Source organism: Rhizobium moroccans, assembly GCF_057559155.1.
Map to the genome: position 1 here is coordinate 1 of NZ_JBHFJG010000015.1, position 20,886 is coordinate 20,886.

General features: G+C 62.8%; 16 protein-coding genes. 9 read left to right on the forward strand and 7 right to left on the reverse strand.

The features are described 5' to 3' along the window. Positions 1–163: 163 nt before the first annotated feature. Positions 164–895 (forward strand): ligase-associated DNA damage response endonuclease PdeM, encoded by a 732-nt coding sequence (gene pdeM / locus ACE04I_RS10905; RefSeq protein WP_487207038.1) that lies wholly within the window; start codon positions 164–166, stop codon positions 893–895. Between the two features lies 1 nt (position 896). Here the strand turns inward: pdeM and ACE04I_RS10910 are convergent, their stop codons facing one another. Both ACE04I_RS10910 and ACE04I_RS10915 read right to left on the reverse strand, forming a co-directional pair. Further along, on the reverse strand, positions 897–1,334 hold the full coding sequence (locus tag ACE04I_RS10910; RefSeq protein WP_046794353.1) for a universal stress protein: 438 nt from the start codon (positions 1,332–1,334) through the stop codon (positions 897–899). Positions 1,335–1,419: 85 nt separating this feature from the next. Continuing rightward, positions 1,420–1,980 (reverse strand): dihydrofolate reductase family protein, encoded by a 561-nt coding sequence (locus ACE04I_RS10915; protein ID WP_046794179.1) that lies wholly within the window; start codon positions 1,978–1,980, stop codon positions 1,420–1,422. A gap of 91 nt (positions 1,981–2,071) precedes the next feature. Here ACE04I_RS10915 and ACE04I_RS10920 point away from each other — a divergent pair, with 91 nt between their 5' ends. Then, a complete protein-coding gene (locus ACE04I_RS10920) occupies positions 2,072–2,584 on the forward strand; it encodes a winged helix-turn-helix transcriptional regulator (protein WP_046794180.1) in 513 nt (170 codons plus the stop codon). Here ACE04I_RS10920 and ACE04I_RS10925 read toward each other — a convergent pair whose 3' ends face one another. The 3 genes from ACE04I_RS10925 to ACE04I_RS10935 form a co-directional block, all read right to left on the reverse strand. Beyond that, entirely contained in the window at positions 2,585–3,388 is an 804-nt protein-coding gene (locus tag ACE04I_RS10925; RefSeq protein WP_046794181.1) for a TIGR02186 family protein, read from the reverse strand. Continuing rightward, a complete protein-coding gene (locus tag ACE04I_RS10930; RefSeq protein ID WP_046794354.1) occupies positions 3,388–4,314 on the reverse strand; it encodes a sulfite exporter TauE/SafE family protein in 927 nt (308 codons plus the stop codon). Before ACE04I_RS10930 ends, ACE04I_RS10925 begins: the two co-directional genes overlap by 1 nt. A gap of 271 nt (positions 4,315–4,585) precedes the next feature. Beyond that, on the reverse strand, positions 4,586–8,440 hold the full coding sequence (locus ACE04I_RS10935; protein WP_487207039.1) for a peptidoglycan-binding protein: 3,855 nt from the start codon (positions 8,438–8,440) through the stop codon (positions 4,586–4,588). 485 nt (positions 8,441–8,925) lie between these two features. Here ACE04I_RS10935 and ACE04I_RS10940 point away from each other — a divergent pair, with 485 nt between their 5' ends. From ACE04I_RS10940 to ACE04I_RS10950, 3 genes are all read left to right on the forward strand, one after another. Further along, a complete protein-coding gene (locus ACE04I_RS10940; protein ID WP_046794183.1) occupies positions 8,926–10,719 on the forward strand; it encodes an acyl-CoA dehydrogenase C-terminal domain-containing protein in 1,794 nt (597 codons plus the stop codon). Between the two features lie 271 nt (positions 10,720–10,990). Beyond that, complete coding sequence (locus ACE04I_RS10945; protein ID WP_046794184.1) at positions 10,991–12,199, forward strand: acetyl-CoA C-acetyltransferase; 1,209 nt, start codon at positions 10,991–10,993, stop codon at positions 12,197–12,199. Between the two features lie 138 nt (positions 12,200–12,337). Further along, a complete protein-coding gene (locus ACE04I_RS10950) occupies positions 12,338–14,554 on the forward strand; it encodes a 3-hydroxyacyl-CoA dehydrogenase NAD-binding domain-containing protein (RefSeq protein WP_046794185.1) in 2,217 nt (738 codons plus the stop codon). Between the two features lie 862 nt (positions 14,555–15,416). Here ACE04I_RS10950 and ACE04I_RS10955 read toward each other — a convergent pair. Together ACE04I_RS10955 and ACE04I_RS10960 are read right to left on the reverse strand one after the other, a co-directional pair. Next, positions 15,417–15,701, reverse strand: a complete 285-nt coding sequence (locus ACE04I_RS10955; protein WP_046794355.1) for a GIY-YIG nuclease family protein — start codon at positions 15,699–15,701, stop codon at positions 15,417–15,419. Positions 15,702–16,612: 911 nt separating this feature from the next. Then, complete coding sequence (locus tag ACE04I_RS10960) at positions 16,613–17,896, reverse strand: cystathionine gamma-synthase family protein (RefSeq protein WP_046794187.1); 1,284 nt, start codon at positions 17,894–17,896, stop codon at positions 16,613–16,615. A 224-nt stretch (positions 17,897–18,120) separates the two neighbouring features. Between ACE04I_RS10960 and ACE04I_RS10965 the strand changes: the two genes are divergently transcribed. From ACE04I_RS10965 to ACE04I_RS10980, 4 genes are all read left to right on the forward strand, one after another. Further along, a complete protein-coding gene (locus tag ACE04I_RS10965; protein WP_082118318.1) occupies positions 18,121–18,864 on the forward strand; it encodes a FadR/GntR family transcriptional regulator in 744 nt (247 codons plus the stop codon). A gap of 48 nt (positions 18,865–18,912) precedes the next feature. Beyond that, positions 18,913–19,887 carry a sialic acid TRAP transporter substrate-binding protein SiaP gene (locus ACE04I_RS10970; protein WP_046794189.1) on the forward strand — a complete coding sequence of 325 codons (975 nt, stop codon included), beginning with the start codon at positions 18,913–18,915 and terminating at the stop codon, positions 19,885–19,887. Between the two features lie 70 nt (positions 19,888–19,957). After that, positions 19,958–20,530 (forward strand): TRAP transporter small permease, encoded by a 573-nt coding sequence (locus ACE04I_RS10975; RefSeq protein WP_046794190.1) that lies wholly within the window; start codon positions 19,958–19,960, stop codon positions 20,528–20,530. A gap of 3 nt (positions 20,531–20,533) precedes the next feature. After that, a partial coding sequence (locus tag ACE04I_RS10980; RefSeq protein WP_487207040.1) for a TRAP transporter large permease subunit occupies positions 20,534–20,886 on the forward strand: 353 nt, incomplete at its 3' end.

The following is a 20,886-nucleotide window of genomic DNA, read 5'->3' on the forward strand; positions in this document are numbered from 1 at the left end:
CCCCTCACCCCGCCTCCGCTTCGCTCGGCGCACCCTCTCCCCGTTAACGGGGCGAGGGGGAACCGAGATGGTGCGACAAGTTTCCTTCTCCCCGTCAGAACGGGGAGAAGGTGCCCGGCAGGGCGGATGAGGGGCTGTAGTCCCGAATTGGAGAGAAACGAAATTGATGCACCGCCTCGGCCTCGCGGCCCGGACACAGACAATGGGAGCAGCCACCGGCACGGAAGAGATCGTGGTGAACGGCGTCGTCGCCGTTTGCGATCCGTTGGGCGGGCTCTACCTGCCGGAAACCGGCATGCTCGTCGTTTCCGATCTGCATCTGGAAAAGGGCGCGGCCTTCGCCCGCAGAGGCATGCTGCTGCCGCCCTATGACACCGTCGCGACCCTCAATATCCTCGCGGCCGTCGTCAACCGTTACGATCCGAAGATCGTCGTTTCGCTTGGCGACAATTTCCATGATCGCAAGGGTTCCGCCCATCTGCCCGGCGAGCTGCGCTCGGTGATCGCCGCCATGGCGCGCGGCCGCGACTGGATCTGGATCAACGGCAACCACGATCCGGACGGAACGGTCGATCTTCCCGGTACCTGCGCCGACGAGCTCGTCTATGGGGGCCTCGTTTTCCGGCACGAGCCGAGCTTGATTTCCGGCAAGGGGGAGATTGCCGGCCACCTGCATCCCGCCGCCACCGTCCGCCGGCGGGAGAAGTCCGTCCGCCGCGCCTGTTTCGCGACCGACGGCAGCCGCCTTCTGATGCCCGCCTTCGGGGTGTTGTCCGGCGGGCTCGACCTGCGCCACAAGGCCATGCACGGCCTCTTCGACCGGGAAGCCCTGGTCGCGCACCTGCTCGGCCGCGACCGCATCTATTCCGTCAGATATGCCAACCTGATGGGATAGACTACCGATAAATCAGCACCGGCGTCTTGGAGTTGGCGAGCACCTTCATCGCCACGCTGCCGAGCATGAAGGCCTTGAAGCCGGAACGCCCATGGGAGGCCATGGCGATCAGGTCGCATCCAGCCTTTTCCGCCGTCTCGATGATCGCGCTTGCCGGATCCGTGTGCGTCGCCTTGAGGCCCTTGTAGGGGACGGACCGCTTCTCCGCCTCTTCCCGCGCTTTTTTCAGGATGCCGTCGGCAACGATGTTGTTGGTCTTGTCGTATTCGGCATAGGCGATCTCCATGCCGGAGGGATTGACCGTGAAGACCTGTAGCGGCTCCATCACGGTCAGCGCCGTTGCTTCGGCGCCGATGTCGCGGGCGAAGTCGAGCGCTTTCTCCAGGGCTCCTGTCGAAAGCGGGGAACCGTCCGTGGCAATCAGAATGTGCTTGGGCATGTTCATCCTCCTCCTTGTCGACGCAAGTTTCCAAGGAGAATGATTGTGCGGCCTTGATCTGCGTCAAGGCCGCCACACACCTCGTTCACGAGGGATTGCGCGGTTCATAGCGCAGAATCACCGCGCCCTTGGCGGTCGTGGTGGAATCGATCAGCCTCAATTCCGTCCGCTCCTCCGCCGTCTTGAACAGCGGATTGCCCTTGCCAAGCAGGACCGGCACGATGCAGAGGCGGATTTCGTCGATCAGTCCTTCTTTCATCAGCGAGGCCGTGAGCTCCGCGCTGCCGAAGATGAAGATCGCCTTGCCCTTTTCCTGCTTCAGCTTCCTGAGCTCGGAAACCGGATCGGAGACGACGCGGGTATTGTTCCATTCCGCATCCTTCATCGTGCGCGAGACGGCGATCTTCGCGATATTGTTCATGCTGTCCTTGGTTTTGCCGCTCTCCTCCGCTGTCGGCCAGTAGGCAGCCATGCCCTCATAGGTCTTGCGGCCGAAAACGAGCAGGTCACCTTCTTCATCGAACGATTCCGAAATGGCCTCCAGCTCCGGCCCCCAGGCGAGATTGTGAAAATCGATGTCCCAGGGTTTCTCGCCTTCGAAATAGCCGTCCAGCGTCATCAGGTTCCAGACGATCAGCTTTCTCATGTCCTCATCCTCCATTAACCAGTTGCAAAATACAAGCAGTTGAAAATTACGGCAACTGATTTTATAATGCAAGCGGTTTTTGGAGAATGACATGGACGAAGCACATCGCTCGGGCTGCCCGATCAACCTGACACTGGAAGTTCTGGGGGATCGCTGGAGCCTCATCGTCATCCGCGACATCATGTTCGGCAATCGCCGCCACTTCCGCGAGCTCTTGCAGAAGTCGGATGAGGGGATCGCCTCGAACATCCTGGCCGACCGGCTGAAGCGGCTCGTCGAAAAGGGCCTGCTCTACCGCGAGGACGATCCGAGCCATAAGCAGAAGACCATTTACAGCCTGACCGAGATGGCGATCCAGCTCGTGCCGCTGCTTGCGGAAATGGGCGCCTGGGGCCGGCGTTTCCTCCCCGTTTCGGAGGAGCTCGCCATCCGCGCCGAACTACTGGAAAAGGGCGGCCGTCCGCTCTGGGAGGATTTCATGGAGGAATTGCGCGTCCTGCACCTGCATGGTGAGCCCGATCCCTCGAAGCCTTCCGTCTTCGAGCGGCTGACGGCGGCATACCAGGAAGTGCTTGCCAGAAAGCAGGCCGCGGCGGCGGAGTGATCAATCTCTCCGGAACAGGAGGCTGGCGCCCCAGCCGGTGACGACGGCGATCAGCACGCAGAACATGCCGTAGACGATCGGCCGGTTATGCGCCGCATCGGTGATCGCCTGTTCGAGACCGGTCTTGACCACGCGCAACGGCTGCTCCCGTTCCAGAAGCAGCTCCCCGCCCTTGAAGAGATAGGCGCGCACCATATGCACCCCGTCCGGGATGTTGGCCGGCAGCCTCAGCGAGGCGCGGAACAGGTTGGAGGAGAGGAAGCGCACCCCGCTCGTGTCGTTCTGGTAGAGCCCGCCCGAAAGCTTGAGCCGCCGGTAGGCCTCCCGGAATTCGTTGAGGCTTGCCGCATTCCCCACATAGCCGATCGGCGAGAGCGTCATGTGGCTGATGCCGATGCCGATATTGTTGAGCGCGGGCGCGGAATCGATGCTGTCGATCTGCCGCGTGCTGGCGATCGAATAGCTCTCCGGCACCTGCTCGAAAGTCATGGACTCCGTGTTCATCCATATGCCGAGCACGCGTTCCTTCCTGCGCACCGTCGCATAGTCCTTCGGGCCTTCGAGCGTCACCACGATGTCGTATTGGCCGATCGCCAGGAACAGCTCGTCCGCATTGGTTACCGCGCCGAAGACGGTCAGGTCCGCGCCCCGGAAATCGGAGGTGATGGCGATTTCGCTGGTCGAGGTGCCGATCTCCAGCCCCTCCTTCACGGTCGAGGCTTCCCCGAAGGGCACCTGCGCGGCGGCCGGCGAGCCGAGCGCGAGGATGAGTGCGAGAAGGATCGGCGAAAGCAGGCGGGCCATCAGTAGGAAAGCCCTCCCACCGCGATCGAATAGACGTCCTGCGGCTTGACGACCAGCGCGATTGCAAGGCGGATGCCGACGGCCAGGACCAGAAGCGCAAGCAGCGCGCGCAACTGTTCGCCGCGCAGTTTCTGCCCCACGCGCACGCCGTATTGGGCGCCGATCACACCGGCGATCATCAGTATGGTGGCGAGCACGATATCGACCGCGTAGTTGGTCGCCGCCTGCACCATGGTCGTATAGGCCGTCACGAAGATGATCTGGAAGAGCGATGTCCCCACCACGACATTGGTGGGGATGCGCAGCAGATAGATCATCGCCGGCACCATGATGAAGCCGCCGCCCACGCCCATGATCGAGGTCAGCACGCCGATCACGAAACCGAGCACGACGATGGGAATGGCGCTGAGATAGATCCGCGATTTCTTGAACCGCATCTTCAAGGGCAGCCGGTGCACCCAGTTGTGCTGGCCGGGGCGCTTCAGCGGAAGCGGCTGGTTCTGCTTCGCCCGGCGCATGGCGCGCAGGCTTTCCATCAGCATCAGCGTGCCGATCGCGCCGAGCAGAACCACGTAAAGCAGCGAAATGAAGAGATCGAGCTGGCCGACCCGCCTCAGCCAGGAAAATATCCACACGCCCACCGTGGCGCCCAGAAGGCCGCCCACCAGAAGCACCGTGCCGAGTTTCATGTCCAGCGTGCCGCGCCTGAAATGCGTGATCGCGCCCGAGATCGAGGAAGCGACCACCTGGTTGGCGCCGGTCGCCACCGCCACCACCGGCGGGATGTTGTAGAAGATCAGGAGCGGCGTGATGAGAAAGCCGCCGCCCACCCCGAACATGCCGGAGAGGAAGCCCACGGCCGCACCCATGCCGAGAATGATGAAAATGTTCACCGATAGCTCTGCGATCGGCAGATAGACAGTCACGGCCGAACCTCGAAAAGGCAAGAATCTTCGCCCTTGCGGGCGGTTCGCGACCGCGTCCCGTCCGCTGCGGCGGTCTCGTTCAAAACATGCCACACGTGAGGTGAACAAGGCATGAAGATAGGATCGGTCATGCGCCCCGGTATCGGCCCGAGTCAATCCGCAAGTACCGGACAATCCGGCAATTTCGCCCTTTTTGTCCGGGCGTGATTAATATCACGCAACGCCGCATACCCGGTCGGGTAAGTAGACTTAGAGCCTTTTGAACCCGCCTCTAAGCGTTGCGGGCCAGCAGTTCCTTCACCAGCGCGTCGTCGATCCTGCCGGTCGGTTTCTGGCCGACCGAGGTCTGGAAGGCCTTGATGGCGGCCGTGGTCTTGGCGCCGATCTTGCCGTCCGCGGCGCCGGCGTCGAATCCGGCCTTGTTCAGGATCGCCTGGATGTTGCGGACCGCCTTTTCCATGTCGACCGATGCCGTGGTGAGCGGCTTCGCGCCGGCCCATTCCTCAGGCACGTTAATGGAATTGGCGTTGGCGTTCAGCGGCTGCACCTTCCAGGCCTCCACCTTGGCGCGGGCGCTGTCGAGCTGTTCCTTGCGCATGGCTTTGGCCACCTCGTCGCGCTTGTCGGCGGCATCCTTGTCGCCGCCCCTGGCGGCGATCGAGAACCACTTGTAGGATTCCTCCAGGTTCTGCTGCGCGCCATTGCCGCGCGCATAGAGGATCGCGAGGTTGAACTGGCTGTCGGCGACGCCGAGTTCGGCCGCTTTCGTGAACCATTCCACAGCGGCGACATAGTTCGGCTCTCCCTGCGCGCCGGAGGCGTAGAGTACGGCCAGATTGTGCATGGCGCTGGCATTGCCGGCTTCGGCGGCTTGGGCGTAGTAGGCCACGGCCTTGTCGAGGTCGCGCGAGACGCCGGTGCCCTTTTCGAAGAGATTGGCGAGACGGTACTGCGCCGGTGCGAGGCCGCGGTCGGCGGCAAGCTTGTACCAGTTGGCGGCCTCGGAAAGGTCGGTGCCGACGCCACGGCCTTCCGTATAGCGTGCGCCGATCTCGAAGAGCGCGGCCGGATCGCCGGCAGCGGCGGCGTCGGCAAGCGACTTCGGCTCGATGCCGGGCGGCACGACGATCGCGGCGGGCTGCTGCTCGACGGCGGTATCGGCAGCCGGGCTCTCTGCGGCCGGGATCATGTTTTCCGGCGGCGTGAAGCCTGCTGCGGCCAAATCCGCCTGAACAGGCGGTTCGATCGCCGCCGGCATATCTTCGGCCGGTGCGGGATCGGTCAGGTGGTTCGCGGTGCTTTCCTCCGGCTGCGGGGCAGCGGGCGCGGCTTCGCCGGTCGTGCCGTCGCCGGGGATCGCACCGCCGTCCATCGCGGGCGCAGCCGGGTCCATGAGGGGCAGTTCGCCACCCGGAATGCCGTTTTCGGCGGGGGCCTCGATTGCCTGCGGCGCGGGCTCGCCAAGCGTCAGGGTCTTGACCAGCGGCATGGCCATCAGCGCCAGCAGCACGGCGCCGACCGCCATCAGGATCGGCCGCTTGTGCCGGGAGAAGGCGCCTGCGCGTCCGGCGTCGCTCGAAGGCTTCACCGTCTTGCCCATGAGCCTCGCCATCGGCTCGCTCTGGGAAGGATCGGTCTCCTGCGCGGCGGCCTTGGCGGCGCGGCGGGCGGCGGCGATGTAGTCCGCCCGCTCGGCGGTCGCCGCCCGGTCGCTCTCGAAATCGCCGGCGGCCTGGCTGGCGCGCACCCGTTCGAGGATCTTCTTCACGTCCGGAACGCCGGAACCGGGCTCCAGCAGGTCGTTTTCCCGCTCGGGCGGCAGCAGCATGTCGACCGGGTCTATGGAGGGCGTCGGCTCCACGAGCGTGCGGGCATGCTTGGAGGGCTCGCTTTTGTTGCCGGGCAGCAGGCGGGAAAACCCTGCGAGCAGGCTCGACTTGGATTCGATTGCCGCATTGTCGGCAAAAGCGGTTTCCGCGGTCGGCCGCTGAAGTGAGGCTTCACCCTCGACCGACATCGGATCGTTCCGCACGGCCGCGGACGTGCTTGCCATGAGGCTGGCTTGCGACGTCTGCATGGCCGGTGCCGGCTGAGCGGCCTCGGGCGGGCGTAGCTCCGCCCGCTCTCCGGGCGATGCCAGCCGGTCCTCCATGCTGTCCAGTCGGTCGGCGATCTGCACCAGCGTGCCGTGCAGCGCCTCGAAAGTGTGCTGGGTCCGCTCTTCGGAACCGCGGGTCAGGTCCTGCAGATGCTTGAGATCATCGGCAAGGGCGGTGAGAGCGGCGATATCGGCCGCGGCGAGCGGTGTTCCCGCCATTGCGTTGCGGGAATAGGCTTCGACCACCGCTTCCGCCGCCTGCCGCGCCGCTTCCAGAATATATTCGTCGCTGGTCGCCACGTAGCTCTCGAGCGTCGTCAGGCGGTCCTCTACATGGCTCGGCAGCATGGCCGCATTGCGCGGTTCGCTCATCAGCGAGGAAAGATGGGCGATCTGGGCCTCCAGGCCGCGCAGAGCCTCGCTGTCGCCCTGCGGTGCGATGGCCGCCTCGTCGAGCTTCAGGGCGATATCGCTCAGCCGCTCCTCTATTCGGCCGAAAGCCGCCTGGTCGGTGGACTGGCGGTTCGGGTGGAATTCCATCTCTTCGATCCGCCGGGAGAGCAGGTCGAGCCGCTCGGCGAGCGTGTCGTTGATCGTCCCTTGAGCCAGGCCGTCGATCTTGCGAGAAATGTCGGCGAGATAGCCGGTGAGCTCCGGCTGTAGGGCAGCTTTCTGCGCCTTGTCGAGAACCTGCGAGAGCTGGTCGAGCCGCTCTTCCAGCCGCAGCGCCGCCCGCTCTTCCGAGAACTCCTCGATCCGGGCCGTCAATGCCTCGATCCGGGTGGAAAGACCGCCGGCGGGGTCAACCTGGTTGGTGGCGCGGCCCATGGCCTCGATTTGGTCCGCCATCGTTCCGAGGCGGCCTTCCAGGCGCTGCAGCGCGGATTGGTCGATGCTGGAGGCGGGGGAGGCACGGCCGCTGACGGCAATTGCGCGGCTGATCTCGTCCAGCCGCTCGTCCAGCGTGGCGAATTGTTCGGTCAGGCCGGTTGCGGCGGGCTGCATCCGTGAGCCGAACTGTTCCATCGTTCCGGCAAGCGCGATCAGTTTCTGTTCCAGCGCGCGGATGACCGGGTTGTCGCTCATCGCGCCGAGCTGGCTCTTGATCTCGTCGATCCGATAGGCGAGCGCCACCAGTTCCTCGCGCACGGCAGCGGAGTCGAGTTCCAGCATCCGCTCTTCCAGGCTCTGCCAGTGGCTTTCCATCCGCTGCACGGATTCCTCGCGTGCAAGCCCGTCCATCACGGCGCGCAGTTCCTCGAACTCGGCGCGCAGGCCCTCGGCTTCCGGCGTCGCCTGGCTGTTGAGCTGGCTGATGCTTTGGGCAAGGCGGGCGAGGTCGCCGCGCAGATCCTCGGTGAAGTGCTGATCTTCCGCCATGGAGCGGATGCTGCGGATTTCCGTTCTGAGCGTGTTCATCTCCCGCGCGACACCCTCGGAGATATCGCGTTTCAGCTCCTGACGCAGGCTGACGAGCGCTTGCGCGATGTCGCGCATCGCCGCGTCGGTCTGCTGGGCGAGGGCCTGCTCCCTGGGCGGGGTCTGAAGCGCCGTTGCGGCAGCCGCCGGCCTGGCGGATGCGTCGAAGGTTGTCCGTGCGCCCTGGGCCTGGGTAGGGGTAGGGGCAGCGTCGGGGCGATAGGCTTCCGGGGGCTGAACCCTGGGGCGCAGGGCTTCCTGCCGGCCGCCGGCATAGCCGGGTTCGGCACGGGTTGGTTCTGCGTAACGAGGCTGAGGGCGTACCGGTTCTGCTGTCGCAACCGGCCGCTCGGTGCGGGAGGCGTGGTCGCGCGCGGCATCCAGCATACGCTGCCGTTCGCGGATTTCCTGAAGCGGGTTGGCGGAAGTTGCAGCGGTCGGCCGGGCGGCCGCGGAAGGCTGCGCCTCGGCGCTCCGATGCCGGGCCTCGCGCGAGGCCGCGCTCATCAGGCCTTCGATGCGCGCCTCCAGCCCTTCGATCGTGCGGCTGAGCGCGTCCAGTGACGACCGATCGCCGGGGCGGGAAGGATTTGGTCGTGATCCGTTCATCTTCTTTGCTCGCTTCGACGTCGTATCGGCCGGCTGCCTGGTCCCCGCTGAACCGGCCGATGCGGCCTCTTCAGCGCTGCAGACGTGGTTTGGAGGCGTCTTGAGCAAGCCTTGCACGGTCGGGTGACGCTGTGATGCCGAAACCGGTGCAACGCGGGTCGCCCCTCCAACGCACCACTATTTTCAGAAACATGGTCAACAATTGGTTAACGCGGACCCTAAATTCTGACTTTTTCAGCGATTTTCGTCTTGAGCCACGACTGTTTCACATGCGTGCGCTATGGTTTGAGGCGAGACTGGCCGGCCTTGAACTCCACTTTGGCGCGCGCAAGCGTCTGCAACCTGGGAGCCGGCGCCCGGATGGCTCACGCAAAAATGTGAAGAGCGATATCATCCCGTGTTTGACGTTTACGCAAACGTCAATTATTCATGTTGTTCAAGAGTGGACGATTGCGTCCGGTGAGGATTACGGAGGAAGTTCGGATATGCCCGTTTACAAGGCGCCCGTAGAAGATACGCTTTTCATCCTGAACGATGTGCTGGGGCTCGAGCGCTACGGCAATCTGCCCGGCTTTGCCGATGCCACGCCGGATATGCTGGAAGCCATCGTGGGCGAAGCCGCCAAGGTGGCGGAAGAGGCGCTTTTCCCGCTCAATCTTTCCGGGGATCAGGAAGGCTGCACCCGAAACGATGATGGGTCGGTCTCGGTGCCGAAGGGCTTCAAGGAAGCCTACGACCAGTATTGCCAGGGCGGCTGGATCGGGCTTGCCGTGCCGGAGGAATTCGGCGGGCAGGGGCTTCCCTACACGCTTCACGCCGCCGTCGGCGAATACATGTCGTCGGCCAACATGTCGCTGATGATGTATCCGGGCCTGACGCAAGGCGCGATCGCCGCGATCCTCGTGCACGGTTCGGACGAGCAGAAAAAGACCTATCTGCCGAAGATGGTGGAGGGCACCTGGGCCGGTACCATGAACCTGACCGAGCCCCATTGCGGCACCGATCTCGGCCTTCTGCGCACCCGCGCCGTGCCGAACGGCGACGGCTCCTACAAGATCTCCGGCCAGAAGATATTCATCTCCGCCGGCGAGCACGGCATGACGGACAACATCATCCATCTGGTTCTCGCCCGCATCGAGGGCGCGCCGGAAGGCACCAAGGGCATCTCGCTCTTCATCGTGCCGAAGTTCATGGTTGGGGCCGATGGTTCGCTGGGCGAGCGCAACGGCGTTACCTGCGGCGCGATCGAGCACAAGATGGGCATTCACGGCAACGCCACCTGCGTCATGAACTACGACGAGGCGACCGGCTATCTGATCGGTGCCGAGAACAAGGGCCTCGCCGCCATGTTCGTGATGATGAACGAGGCGCGTTTGGGCGTCGGTCTGCAGGGCCTGTCGATCGCCGAGACCGCCTATCAGAACGCCGTCATGTATGCCCGCGAGCGCATCCAGGGCCGTTCGCTTTCCGGTCCTAAGAACCCGAACGGCAAGGCCGACCCGATCATCGTCCACCCGGATATTCGCCGCACGCTGATGACCATCAAGGCCTTCAACGAGGCCGGCCGCGCCTTCCTGCTCTGGACCGCGCTGAAATCCGATATCGCCCACCGCTCGGAAGACGCCGCCGAGCGGCAGAACGCCGACGATCTCCTCGGCCTCGCCACCCCCATCCTCAAGGGTGTCTTGACCGACAAGGGCTTCGATCACGCCGTCATGGCCCAGCAGGTCTTCGGCGGCCACGGCTATATCGAAGAGCACGGCATGAGCCAGTATGTGCGCGATGCCCGCATCACCATGATCTACGAAGGCGCCAACGGCATCCAGGCGCTCGATCTCGTCGGCCGCAAGCTGGCGCTGAACGGCGGCCGCGCCGTCATGGCCATGTTCAAGGAGATCGGCGATTTCTGCGAGGAGAACCGCGCCGACGAGAACATGGTCCTCTTCACCAAGGGCCTCAAGAAAGGCTTGAACGACCTGCAGGCCGCAACCATGTGGTTCATGCAGAACGCCATGGCCAAGCCCGACAATGCTGGCGCCGGCTCGACCGATTACATGCACCTCTTCGGCATCGTGACGCTCGGCTACATGTGGGCGAAGATCGCCAAGGCCGCACAGGAGAAGCTTGCCGCGGGCGACGCCCGGGAGGATTATCTGAAGAACAAGCTCGTCACCGCGAAGTTCTTCATGGAGCGCATCATGCCGGAAACGGCGCTGCGCAAGGCCCGCATCGAAACCGGCGCCGATACGATGATGGAACTGGCGGCGGAAGCGTTTTGATTGAATACCCCCTCTGGCCTGCCGGCCATCTCCCCCACAAGGGGGGAGAAGACAAGCGGCAGCCGCTTGCCTTGAGCGAGCGTCGGCGGAGCGGCGGGGTTAAGCCCACCCCCTTGTGGGGAGGTTGGGGGTGAGAAGCGGTCGGCGCAGCCGACGAAACGATCCAGTGAATCGTTTCGAGCGCCGAACGCCCTGAGCTTGAGCGAAGGGCCGGGCCGCCGGTCCACAGAATTTCTTAGGCAACCTCGTTGCCACCCAGGGAGATGACACCATGACCGAAGTCTTCATTTACGACCATGTGCGCACCCCGCGGGGTCGCGGCAAGAAGGACGGTTCGCTGCACGAAGTGCCGTCGGTCCGCCTCGCCGCCAAGACGCTGGAAGCGATCCGCGACAGGAATGGTCTCGACACCACCACCGTCGATGACATCATCATGGGCTGCGTCGACCCGGTCATGGATGCCGGCGCCGTCATCCCCAAGGCCGCGGCCTTCGAGGCGGGCTACTCCACCCGTGCCCCCGGTATGCAGATCTCCCGCTTCTGCGCCTCCGGCCTCGATGCGGTGAATTTCGCGGCCGGCAAGGTCGCCGCCGGCTCCGACGACATCGTGATTGCCGGCGGCGTCGAGTCGATGTCGCGCGTCGGCATGGGCATGTCCGGCGGCGCCTGGTACATGGACCCGTCGGTGAACTTCCCCGCTTTCTTCATGCCGCAGGGCGTATCGGCCGATCTCATCGCCACCAAATACGGCTTCTCCCGTGATGACGTGGATGCCTATGCCGTCGAGAGCCAGAAGCGCGCCGGCAAGGCCTGGGACGCCGGCTATTTCAAGAATTCCGTCATTCCGGTGAAGGACCAGAACGGGCTCACCATCCTCGACCGCGACGAGCACATGCGCCCGACAACCGACATGCAGGCGCTGGCGAGCCTCAACCCCTCCTTCCAGATGCCGGGCGAGATGGGCGGGTTCGAAGCCGTCGGAATTCACGCCCATCCGGAAATCGAACGCATCAACTACGTCCATCACGCCGGCAATTCGTCGGGCATCGTCGATGGCGCGGCCGCCGTCCTCATCGGCTCCAGGGCGGGCGGCGAGAGCATGAACTTGAAGCCGCGCGCCCGCATCAGGGCCTTCGCCAATATCGGCTCCGACCCGGCGCTGATGCTGACCGGCCCGGTCGATGTCACCGAAAAGCTCCTGAAGCGCTCCGGCATGAAGATTTCCGATATCGACCTCTTCGAGCTCAACGAAGCCTTCGCCGCCGTGGTTCTGCGCTATATGCAGGCCTTCGACATCAGCCATGACAGGATCAACGTCAACGGCGGCGCGATCGCCATGGGCCATCCGCTCGGCGCCACCGGCGCGATGATCCTCGGCACGGTGCTGGACGAGCTGGAACGCCGCGATTTGAACACCGCGCTGGTCACGCTCTGCATCGGCGCCGGCATGGGCACGGCGACGATCATCGAACGGGTTTGAGGGCCAACCCTCCCCCTTGTGGGGAGGGTCGAGCGAAGCGAGGGGAGGGGTCTTTGGCCACGAATTCCCCTCCCCAACCCCTCCCCGCAAGGGGGAGGGGCTAGCCGCCAGAATTTCTAAGGGAAGAGGAATCCCGACATGAGCACCTACAAGAACTTCACCGTCGAAACCGACGCAGACGGCATCGCCCTCGTCACCTGGGACATGCCGGAAAAATCGATGAACGTCTTCACCATGGAGGTGATGGACGAGATCGAAAAGATCGTTGACGCCACGGTGGCCGACAGCGCCGTCAAGGGCGTGGTCTTCACCTCCGGCAAGTCGTCCTTTTCGGGCGGCGCCGATCTCACCATGATCAAGGGCATGTTCTCCATGCTCGCCGAGGAACAGGCGAAGGACCCGGCCAGCGCCACGCAGAAGCTCTTCGATGCCGCCGGCCGCATGTCCTGGCTCTGGCGCAAGATCGAGACCAACGGCAAGCCCTGGGTCTCGGCGATCAACGGCACCTGCATGGGCGGCGCGTTCGAGCTGTCGCTCGCCTGCCACGGCCGCGTCGCCGCCAATTCCAAGTCGGTCAAGATCGCGCTTCCGGAAGTGAAGGTCGGCATCTTCCCCGGCGCCGGCGGCACCCAGCGCGTGCCGCGCCTGGCGAACGCCCAGGATGCCCTTCAGATGATGACCACCGGCCAGAGCCTGACCGCCCAGCGCGCCAAGGCCATGGGCCTCGTGCATCAGGTGGTCGAGCCCGCCGAACTCGTCAACGCCGCGAAGCAGATGATCAAGGATGGCCTGAAGCCCGTCGCTCCGTGGGATGAGAAGGGCTTCAAGGCGCCGGGCGGCGGTGTGTGGACCCCTGCCGCGGCCCAGCTCTTCCCGGCAGCCCCCGCCATCCTCCGCCGCGAAACCGGCGGCAATTATCCGGGCGCGCTCGCCATCCTCAAATGCGTCTATGAGGGTCTGCAGCTTCCCTTCGATACCGCCCTCAAGGTCGAGCAGCGTTATTTCACGGAAATCCTGCAGACCACCGAAGCCTTCTCGATGATCCGCTCGCTCTTCGTCTCCATGCAGGAGCTCGGCAAGGGCGCTCGCCGCCCGGCCGGCATCCCGAAGACGGAGTTCAAAAAGGTGGGCGTCGTCGGCGCCGGCTTCATGGGCGCCTCGATCGCCTATGTCACGGCCGCCGCCGGCATCCCCGTCACCCTTATCGACCAAACCCAAGAAGCCGCCGACAAGGGCAAGGCCGTCTCGGAAAAGCTGGTGGCCGATTCAATTGGTAAGGGAAGGATGACCAAGGATGAGGGCGAAAAGCTCCTCTCCCTCATCACCCCCACGCCGGATTACGCCGCCCTTTCCGATGCCTCGCTCGTCGTCGAAGCGGTCTTCGAGGACCGCGCGGTCAAGAAGGCTGTCATCGAGACGGTCGAAGCCGTCATCCCGGAAACCACGATCTTCGCCTCCAACACCTCGACGCTGCCGATCACCGGCCTTGCCGGAAATTCCAAGCGGCCGGACCAGTTCATCGGCGTGCATTTCTTCTCGCCGGTTGAAAAGATGATGCTGACCGAGGTCATCCTCGGCGAAAAGTCGGGCGACAAGGCGCTCGCCGCAGCGCTGGATTATGTCGCGGCCATCAAGAAGACGCCCATCGTCGTCAACGATACCCGCGGCTTCTATGTCAACCGCTGCGTCTTCCGCTACATCAACGAAGCCTATGACATGCTGATCGAGGGCGTGCCGGCGGCGATGATCGAGAACGCCGCCAAGATGGCCGGCATGCCGGTCGGCCCGCTCTCCTTGAACGACGAGGTTGCCGTCGATCTCTCCCAGAAGATCATGAAGGCCTCGATCGCCGATCTCGGCCCCAACGCCGTCAAGGTGGAGCACATGGCGCTCATCGATCAGATGGTGGATGTATTCGACCGCCGCGGCCGCAAGAACGCCAAGGGCTTTTACGAATACCCGCCCAAGCCCGCCAAGAAATATCTCTGGCCGGAGCTTAAAAACCTCTTCCCGCAGAAAAAGGCCGAAGAGGTGGACGTCAACACCCTCAAGCAGCGCCTGCTGGTGACGATCGCGCTCGAAGCCGCCCGCACCATGGAAGAAGGCATCGTGACGGACCCGCGCGAGGCCGATGTCGGCTCCATCCTCGGCTTCGGCTTCGCTCCCTATACCGGCGGCACGCTCTCCTACATCGACGGCATGGGCGTGAAGAATTTCGTGGAACTCTGCGAAAAGCTGGCCGCCACCTACGGCGACCACTTCAAGCCGACGGAGCTGTTGAAGGACATGGCGGCCAACGGCGAGACGTTCTACGGTCGGTTCGACCCATATGGAGAGGGGAAGAAGGCGGCGTGAGATTGATCAGCTATAGAATGCTACGTGAAAGGCCCTTCGGGGCCTTTCGTTTGGTCGAATGAAGCAATTTAAGATGTAAGTGTTGGTTGAAAGGGGATTGCGGCGAAAATATTCGCTGACACTGTTGCTAATGTCTTGGCGGCGAGTATCTTCCTAGCCGTCCCCTTAAAAGCTCCGTTCTCAGCGAATTTTGCTGCGAAAACCAAGGAGCGTTTGAATGGAATTCTACAAAATCCATCAGTTTTTTGAGATGCTGTCAGTATATAGCGGGCTACTTGGGTTTTCTTTGCAGGGTTTGATTGCTCTCGTCTTGAGACGCAGGAGACGCCGAAGCCTCAGGCCCAAAGAGGGAGAGCATTAATGAGCCGTGGGATGGGCGCCGTGGAGAGGCGAGCCTTGTATTGGCTACAGCGCGACAGTAGCGACTTACGCGGCTTCGGCTCCTCATTTGAAACGGTGACACGTCTAAGTACACCTGACCTTGCTTACCTTATTTATTTCGGATTGCCAAAAGAGCCGAGAAATTCATTCTTCCGTACGAGAGAGATTGCCGTATCAAGGGGGCAGCTAAATTCCACCAATCGCGCCCTCAACCGGCTTCTCCAAAAACAACTGGTATTCAAGGAAGAGGAAAAAGCGGCCTACAGAGCGCGAGTTTGGACTGCAGCCCCACTTGTTGAGGAGCCGTTGTAGCTAATAGAAAAATGCTGTGCTTGGATCCTCGGGTCAAGCCCGAGGATGACGAAAATGGAGGTGATGCCTCAGGATGCCATACGTGATGTCCTGCCGCCAATTTTCATTGTTTATACGTTGTTGTTTTAGCTCTGTTCGCTACTCGAGGATCCAATCACAAGTCCAACTCTCACCACAGCTCGTAATACAAATCCCGCCAGTGCGGGTTCATCGTCTCGATCAGGTCGATTTTCCATTTCCGATACCAGCGCTTCAGCGACTTCTCCCGCTGGATGGCGTCGCGGATGTCCCAATGCTCTTCATACCAGACGAGCTGCTTGCATCCGTATTTCGAGGTGAAGCCGGGTGTTATCCCTTCGCGATGTTCCCAGATGCGGCGCTCGAGATCGGACGTTACGCCGATATAGAGCGTGCCGTGCTTGTGGTTGGTGACGATGTAGACATATCCCGTCATGCGAGCAGGATCGTTGTGTCGGATGCGCTTCGTCAATCCGCTGGTTTTGAGGGGCTATTCCGCGTTTGCGCTTGGATCCTCGGCTCAAGGCCGAGGATGACGAAAGAGAGGGAAGAGCAAGGGTGCCTAAAGCAGCCGCTGAATATGCCTTACCGAAACCAAGCCATGGTGAACTGAACTACTGCGATGATGCGTAAACAACGAGAACTCACGGCAGGACATCACGTGTGGCACCTTAGGGCACCACTTCCATTTTCGTCATCCTCGGCCTTGAGCCGAGGATCCAAGCGCAAACAATGCCGGATCGGCATATGAGCGCTCCACCTTCTCGCGAACCAACTTTTCTGCGAGGACAACACCACCACCCCTCCCCAATCCCATCAATCACTTACCCCATTTCTCATCCCCGCTCTCCAAACCTGTGCCTATAATCTCCCCGTTCCGCCCTCGGATACACCGGGAGGCGTCCCGGCGAGGCGGAACCGGCGCGGGTCATGAGGGTAGGACGCAAAACCTCATGATCCGGGTTCGCGGAAAATGGTCTCCCTCCGGCGACACGGGGAGAGATGACGGGTTTCGGACCGGCCCATCATCTCTTGATGCCCGAAAGCGCGCGCCGGGCGTGCCTGTGCGGCACACATGGTGGCGACAGTGAATGGGTGGCGCGGGTGGTCCGTCCGGAAACGGCAAATCCTTAGCCTTAATGTCCCTTGCGCGGCCACGGCAGAGAGACTGAAGTCGCGGATAAAAACCGCCGAACGGGGCGCTGAGAGGTGTCACCTAAACTAAAACTTACGAGGCAGCTTTCAGCGCCCCGTCCGACTTGAAAATCTCGAGAACGCCAAGGGAGGAGTGTGCCCAAATGTCACCTGCCGATCGCCGTGCCCCTGAGAGCTTTCGCCTTTCTTCCCTCACGCCCCATCCAGCGCCATCGTCAGGTCGGCGATCAGGTCGCCCGGATGCTCGATGCCGATCGAAAGCCGGATGGTCGAGTCCAGCACGCCGATCCGCTCGCGTACGTCCGCGGGCACGCCGGAATGCGTCATGGTCGCCGGGTGGCTGGCAAGCGATTCCGTGCCGCCGAGGCTCACCGCCAGCTTGAAGATCGAAAGCGCATTGAGGAAGCGGAAGGAGGCCGGCTGACCGCCCTCGATGTCGAAGGAGAAGGTCGAGCCGCCGCCGGTGCACTGCCGGGCGAAGACTTTCCCCGTCGGCGAGGCCGGGTCGTCGAAGGGCAGGTAATGCAGCTTCTCCACCTTCGGATGATCCCGCAGGAAGGCGGCGACGGCGGCCGCATTGGCGTTCGCCTTTTCCATCCGCAGCGAAAGCGTCTCCAGCGAGCGGCCGAGCATCCAGCAGGAATGCGGGTCGAGCTGCGTGCCGATCGCGCCCCGCAGCGCCTTCACCTGTTTGATGATGGCCTTGGAGCCGAGTGCTGCGCCCGCGATCAGGTCCGAATGGCCGCCGACATATTTGGTCAGCGAATAGAGCGAGATATCCGCCCCGTGTTCGATCGGCCGCTGGAAGACAGGGCCGAGCAGCGTGTTGTCGCAGACGATGATCGGGCGGTGCCCCTGGACCTCGAGGATCAGCTCCGCCACCCGGCGGGTCATCGCCACATCCACCAGGCTGTTGGTGGGGTTGGCCGGCGTCTCGATCAGGATCACCGAAACGCGGCCCTTGCCCATCGCCTCCTCGGCCGCCGCCGCGACCGTCTCCTCGTTGACGCCGTCCGAAAAGCCGACCGCCGCGACCCCGAAATTGAGAAAGGTTTTCGCCAGCAGCGTCTCGGTGCCGCCATAGAGTGGCTGGGAGTGAAGGATGCTGTCGCCGGGCTTCACGAAGGTCATCAGCGTCGTGGCGATCGCCGACATGCCGGAGGAGAAGAGCGCGCAGCTTTCCGCCTGTTCGTAGACCGCCATCCGGTCCTCGACGATCTCGCTGTTCGGGTGGTTGAAACGGGAATAGACGAGCCCCGCGCCGGTGCCGGGCGGCGGCTCGCGGCGGCCGGAAACGAAGTCGAAGAAGTCTCGGCCCTCTTCCGCCGAATGGAAGACGAAGGTGGAGGTGAGAAAGACCGGTGGCTTGACCGCGCCTTCCGAAAGCTCAGGATCGTAACCGTAATTCAGCATCTGGGTTTCGGGGTGGAGCTTGTGGTTGCCGATATGTGTCTTGGAAGGATGCGGCGCGGTCATGTCTCTCTCCTGCGGTGAGGAAGCTGCACACTACTCAAGGGAAATAAGGGAGCGGCCACGTCTGCCAAGGTCAGGCCGTGGTTGGGGCGGAGAAGGGCCGCGCGGCGGATAATGTCCAATGCATACCATTGACAACCTGTCGCCCCCGGATATATGAATTTCAAAACTGGTAAGGCCAGCTTACCAGTTCGATGCCGAAGGAGAGCGGCGTCCGAGGAGGGTTCATGTTCACGGTGGTGGAATCGCGCCGCCTTTACCGGCACGTCGCGGAGCAGATGCGCAGCCTGATCGAGCGGGGAGAATTCGCCGTGGGCGAGAAGCTGCCCGCCGAGCGCGACCTTGCCGAAATGCTTTCCGTCTCCCGCCCGACCGTCCGGGAAGCCCTGATCGTACTGGAAGTCGAGGGTTTCGTGCAGATCCGTATGGGCTCCGGCGTCTATGTGCTGCGCCGGGCCGCACCTGTGGCGCTGTTCCAGCCGGAGGATGTCGAAGGCCCCTTCGAGCTTCTGCGCGCCCGCGCCGTGGTGGAATGCGCGATCGCGGAGGAGGCTGCCCGTGTCGCGCGGCCTGACCACATTGCCGTTCTCGATGAAAATCTCGCCCGCATGGCTGCCTCGCTCCATGACCGTCCGGCCGCCCTTGCGCTCGACCGCGCCTTCCACGTCGCCGTTGCCGGCATCATCGCCAATGCGACGCTCAACCGTTTCGTCGGCGAAATCCACGACTTGAGGCTGACGGCCTATTTCGAGCGCCTCGCCAGCCATTTCGAAAACCCGGAGACCTGGCGCGAGGCCATGGAGGAACACCGGGCCGTGCGCGATGCGATCGCCGCCGGCGACGCGCAAGGTGCGCGAAAGGCGATGCGCATCCATCTCGACAAATCGCAGTCGAGGCTGTCCGAAAGTTTCGGCGAGGAGCCGGCGGACAGCATCAAGCCTGCCGGACAGCAGAAGCTTGCCGGCGGGTAATGACCCGGCGTGAAATGAAACTGACTTCAACCTTGGGAGGATTTGAAAATGAAGTTCAGATTGACGAGCATTCTCGGCGCAACCGCCGCCGTTCTGGTTACCGCGCTTGCCGCGCATGCCCAGACGACGCTGAAATGGGCGCATGTCTACGAGACGTCCGAACCGTTCCACACGGAATCGGTCTGGGCGGCGGAAGAGATCGCCAAGCGCACCGAAGGCCGCTACAAGGTAGACGTCTTCCCGGCCTCGCAGCTCGGCAAGGAAGCCGATATCAACCAGGGCCTCAAACTCGGCACCGTCGATATCATCATCTCGGGCTCGAGCTTCGCATCGCGTGAATATCCGCCGATCGGCGTCACCTATTTCCCCTATATTTTCCGCGATCCGAGCCACCTGATCGCCTATACCAAGAGCGACGTCTTCAAGCGCCTCGCTGAAGGATATGAGGAAGCCTCCGGCAACCACATCACCGCCGTCACCTATTACGGCACGCGCCACACGACGGCGAACAAGCCGATCGAGAAATGCGCCGACATGGCCGGCCTGAAGATCCGCGTGCCGGATGTGCCTGCCTATCTCGCCATGCCGCGCGCCTGCGGCGCCAACACCACGCCGATCGCCTTTGCGGAGGTCTACCTCGCGCTGCAGAACGGCACGGTCGAGGCCCAGGAAAACCCGCTCACCACCATCGAAGCGAAGAAGTTCTACGAGGTCCAGAAGAACATCATCCTCTCCGGCCACATCGTCGATCACCTCAATACGGTGGTCTCGAAGACGCTCTGGTCGAGCCTTTCGGACGAGGACAAGAAGATCTTCTCCGAAGTGATGGCTGAAGCCGCCGAACGCGCCACCAAGATCATCGAGGAGCGTGAAGCCGCGCTCGTTGCCAAGTTCAAGGAGCAGGGCCTGACGGTGACGGAAGTCGATAAGTCCGATTTCGAGAAGACGGTTCTGGAGAAGGTCACCTTCGAGGAGTTCGGCTACAAGAAGGAAGACTGGGAAGCCATCCGCGCCGTTCAGTAAAATCGTCCATGCCCGGCATCAGGCGATGCCGGGCATTTCCAGTGTTTTCGATTTCAGCGGAGCTTTGCGAATGACGGAGCAGCAACACGCGCCGATCAGCGTCGAAGAAATGGCCCATGCCTTCGAGGAGGATGTCGGTCCGGCCGATCTCTCTCCCTATGCCGTGGAGGACTGGCTGACCCTTGCCATTTTCTGGGGCATGGCAATCTGCGTCTTCCTCCAGTTCTTCACCCGTTACGCCTTGAACAACAGCCTGGCCTGGACGGAGGAAATCGCCGCGAACTGTCTCGTCGTCATCGTCTTCTTAGGTTCGGTGATGTGCGTGCGCATGGCGCGCCACATCCAAGTGGACCTTCTCTACCGGTTCCTGCCGCCGAGGGTCGGGCGTGCGCTCGAGCTTCTGGTCGATTTCATCGTCATCGGCTTCTTCGCCTACACCACCTGGCTCATGTGGCGTTACATCGCCATCGTCGGCAACGAGCGCATGGTGACGGTCAACCTGCCGCGCGGCTACGTCTTCTATGCCGTGTTCGCAGCCTTCGCGCTGATGCTGGCGCGCTCCGTGCAGAATTTCGTCAAGGACATGATCAACGAAAAATCCGTTCGCGAAAAGGCGAGCGAAACCGGCGTTCAGGGGGTCTGACCAGTGCTTCTTCTTATCGGATCCTTTTTGCTCCTCATGATCATCGGCACACCGATTGCTGTGTCGCTCGGTGTGTCATCGCTGCTCTATCTGGTGATCTACGGCGTCGCGCCCGATATCATCGCCGCCCAGCGCATGATCGCCGGCGTCGAAAGCTTTCCGCTGATCGCTGTCCCGTTCTTCATCCTCGTCGGCAATCTGATGAACATCGCCGGGGTGACGAGCCGCATCTATAAATTCGCCCTGTCGCTCGTCGGCTGGATGAGGGGCGGCCTGGCGCAGGTCAACATCATCGGCTCGGTCGTCTTCTCGGGCATGTCCGGAACGGCGCTCGCCGATGCCGCGGGCATCGGCAC

Bases quoted from the DNA above. Each gene is read 5' to 3' on its own strand.
- ACE04I_RS10910 (WP_046794353.1), bottom strand. From the start codon at position 1,334: ATGCCCAAGCACATTCTGATTGCCACGGACGGTTCCCCGCTTTCGACA.
- ACE04I_RS10915 (WP_046794179.1), bottom strand. From the start codon at position 1,980: ATGAGAAAGCTGATCGTCTGGAACCTGATGACGCTGGACGGCTATTTC.
- ACE04I_RS10920 (WP_046794180.1), top strand. From the start codon at position 2,072: ATGGACGAAGCACATCGCTCGGGCTGCCCGATCAACCTGACACTGGAA.
- ACE04I_RS10925 (WP_046794181.1), bottom strand. From the start codon at position 3,388: ATGGCCCGCCTGCTTTCGCCGATCCTTCTCGCACTCATCCTCGCGCTC.
- ACE04I_RS10935 (WP_487207039.1), bottom strand. From the start codon at position 8,440: ATGAACGGATCACGACCAAATCCTTCCCGCCCCGGCGATCGGTCGTCA.
- ACE04I_RS10940 (WP_046794183.1), top strand. From the start codon at position 8,926: ATGCCCGTTTACAAGGCGCCCGTAGAAGATACGCTTTTCATCCTGAAC.
- ACE04I_RS10945 (WP_046794184.1), top strand. From the start codon at position 10,991: ATGACCGAAGTCTTCATTTACGACCATGTGCGCACCCCGCGGGGTCGC.
- ACE04I_RS10950 (WP_046794185.1), top strand. From the start codon at position 12,338: ATGAGCACCTACAAGAACTTCACCGTCGAAACCGACGCAGACGGCATC.
- ACE04I_RS10955 (WP_046794355.1), bottom strand. From the start codon at position 15,701: ATGACGGGATATGTCTACATCGTCACCAACCACAAGCACGGCACGCTC.
- ACE04I_RS10960 (WP_046794187.1), bottom strand. From the start codon at position 17,896: ATGACCGCGCCGCATCCTTCCAAGACACATATCGGCAACCACAAGCTC.
- ACE04I_RS10965 (WP_082118318.1), top strand. From the start codon at position 18,121: ATGTTCACGGTGGTGGAATCGCGCCGCCTTTACCGGCACGTCGCGGAG.
- ACE04I_RS10970 (WP_046794189.1), top strand. From the start codon at position 18,913: ATGAAGTTCAGATTGACGAGCATTCTCGGCGCAACCGCCGCCGTTCTG.
- ACE04I_RS10975 (WP_046794190.1), top strand. From the start codon at position 19,958: ATGACGGAGCAGCAACACGCGCCGATCAGCGTCGAAGAAATGGCCCAT.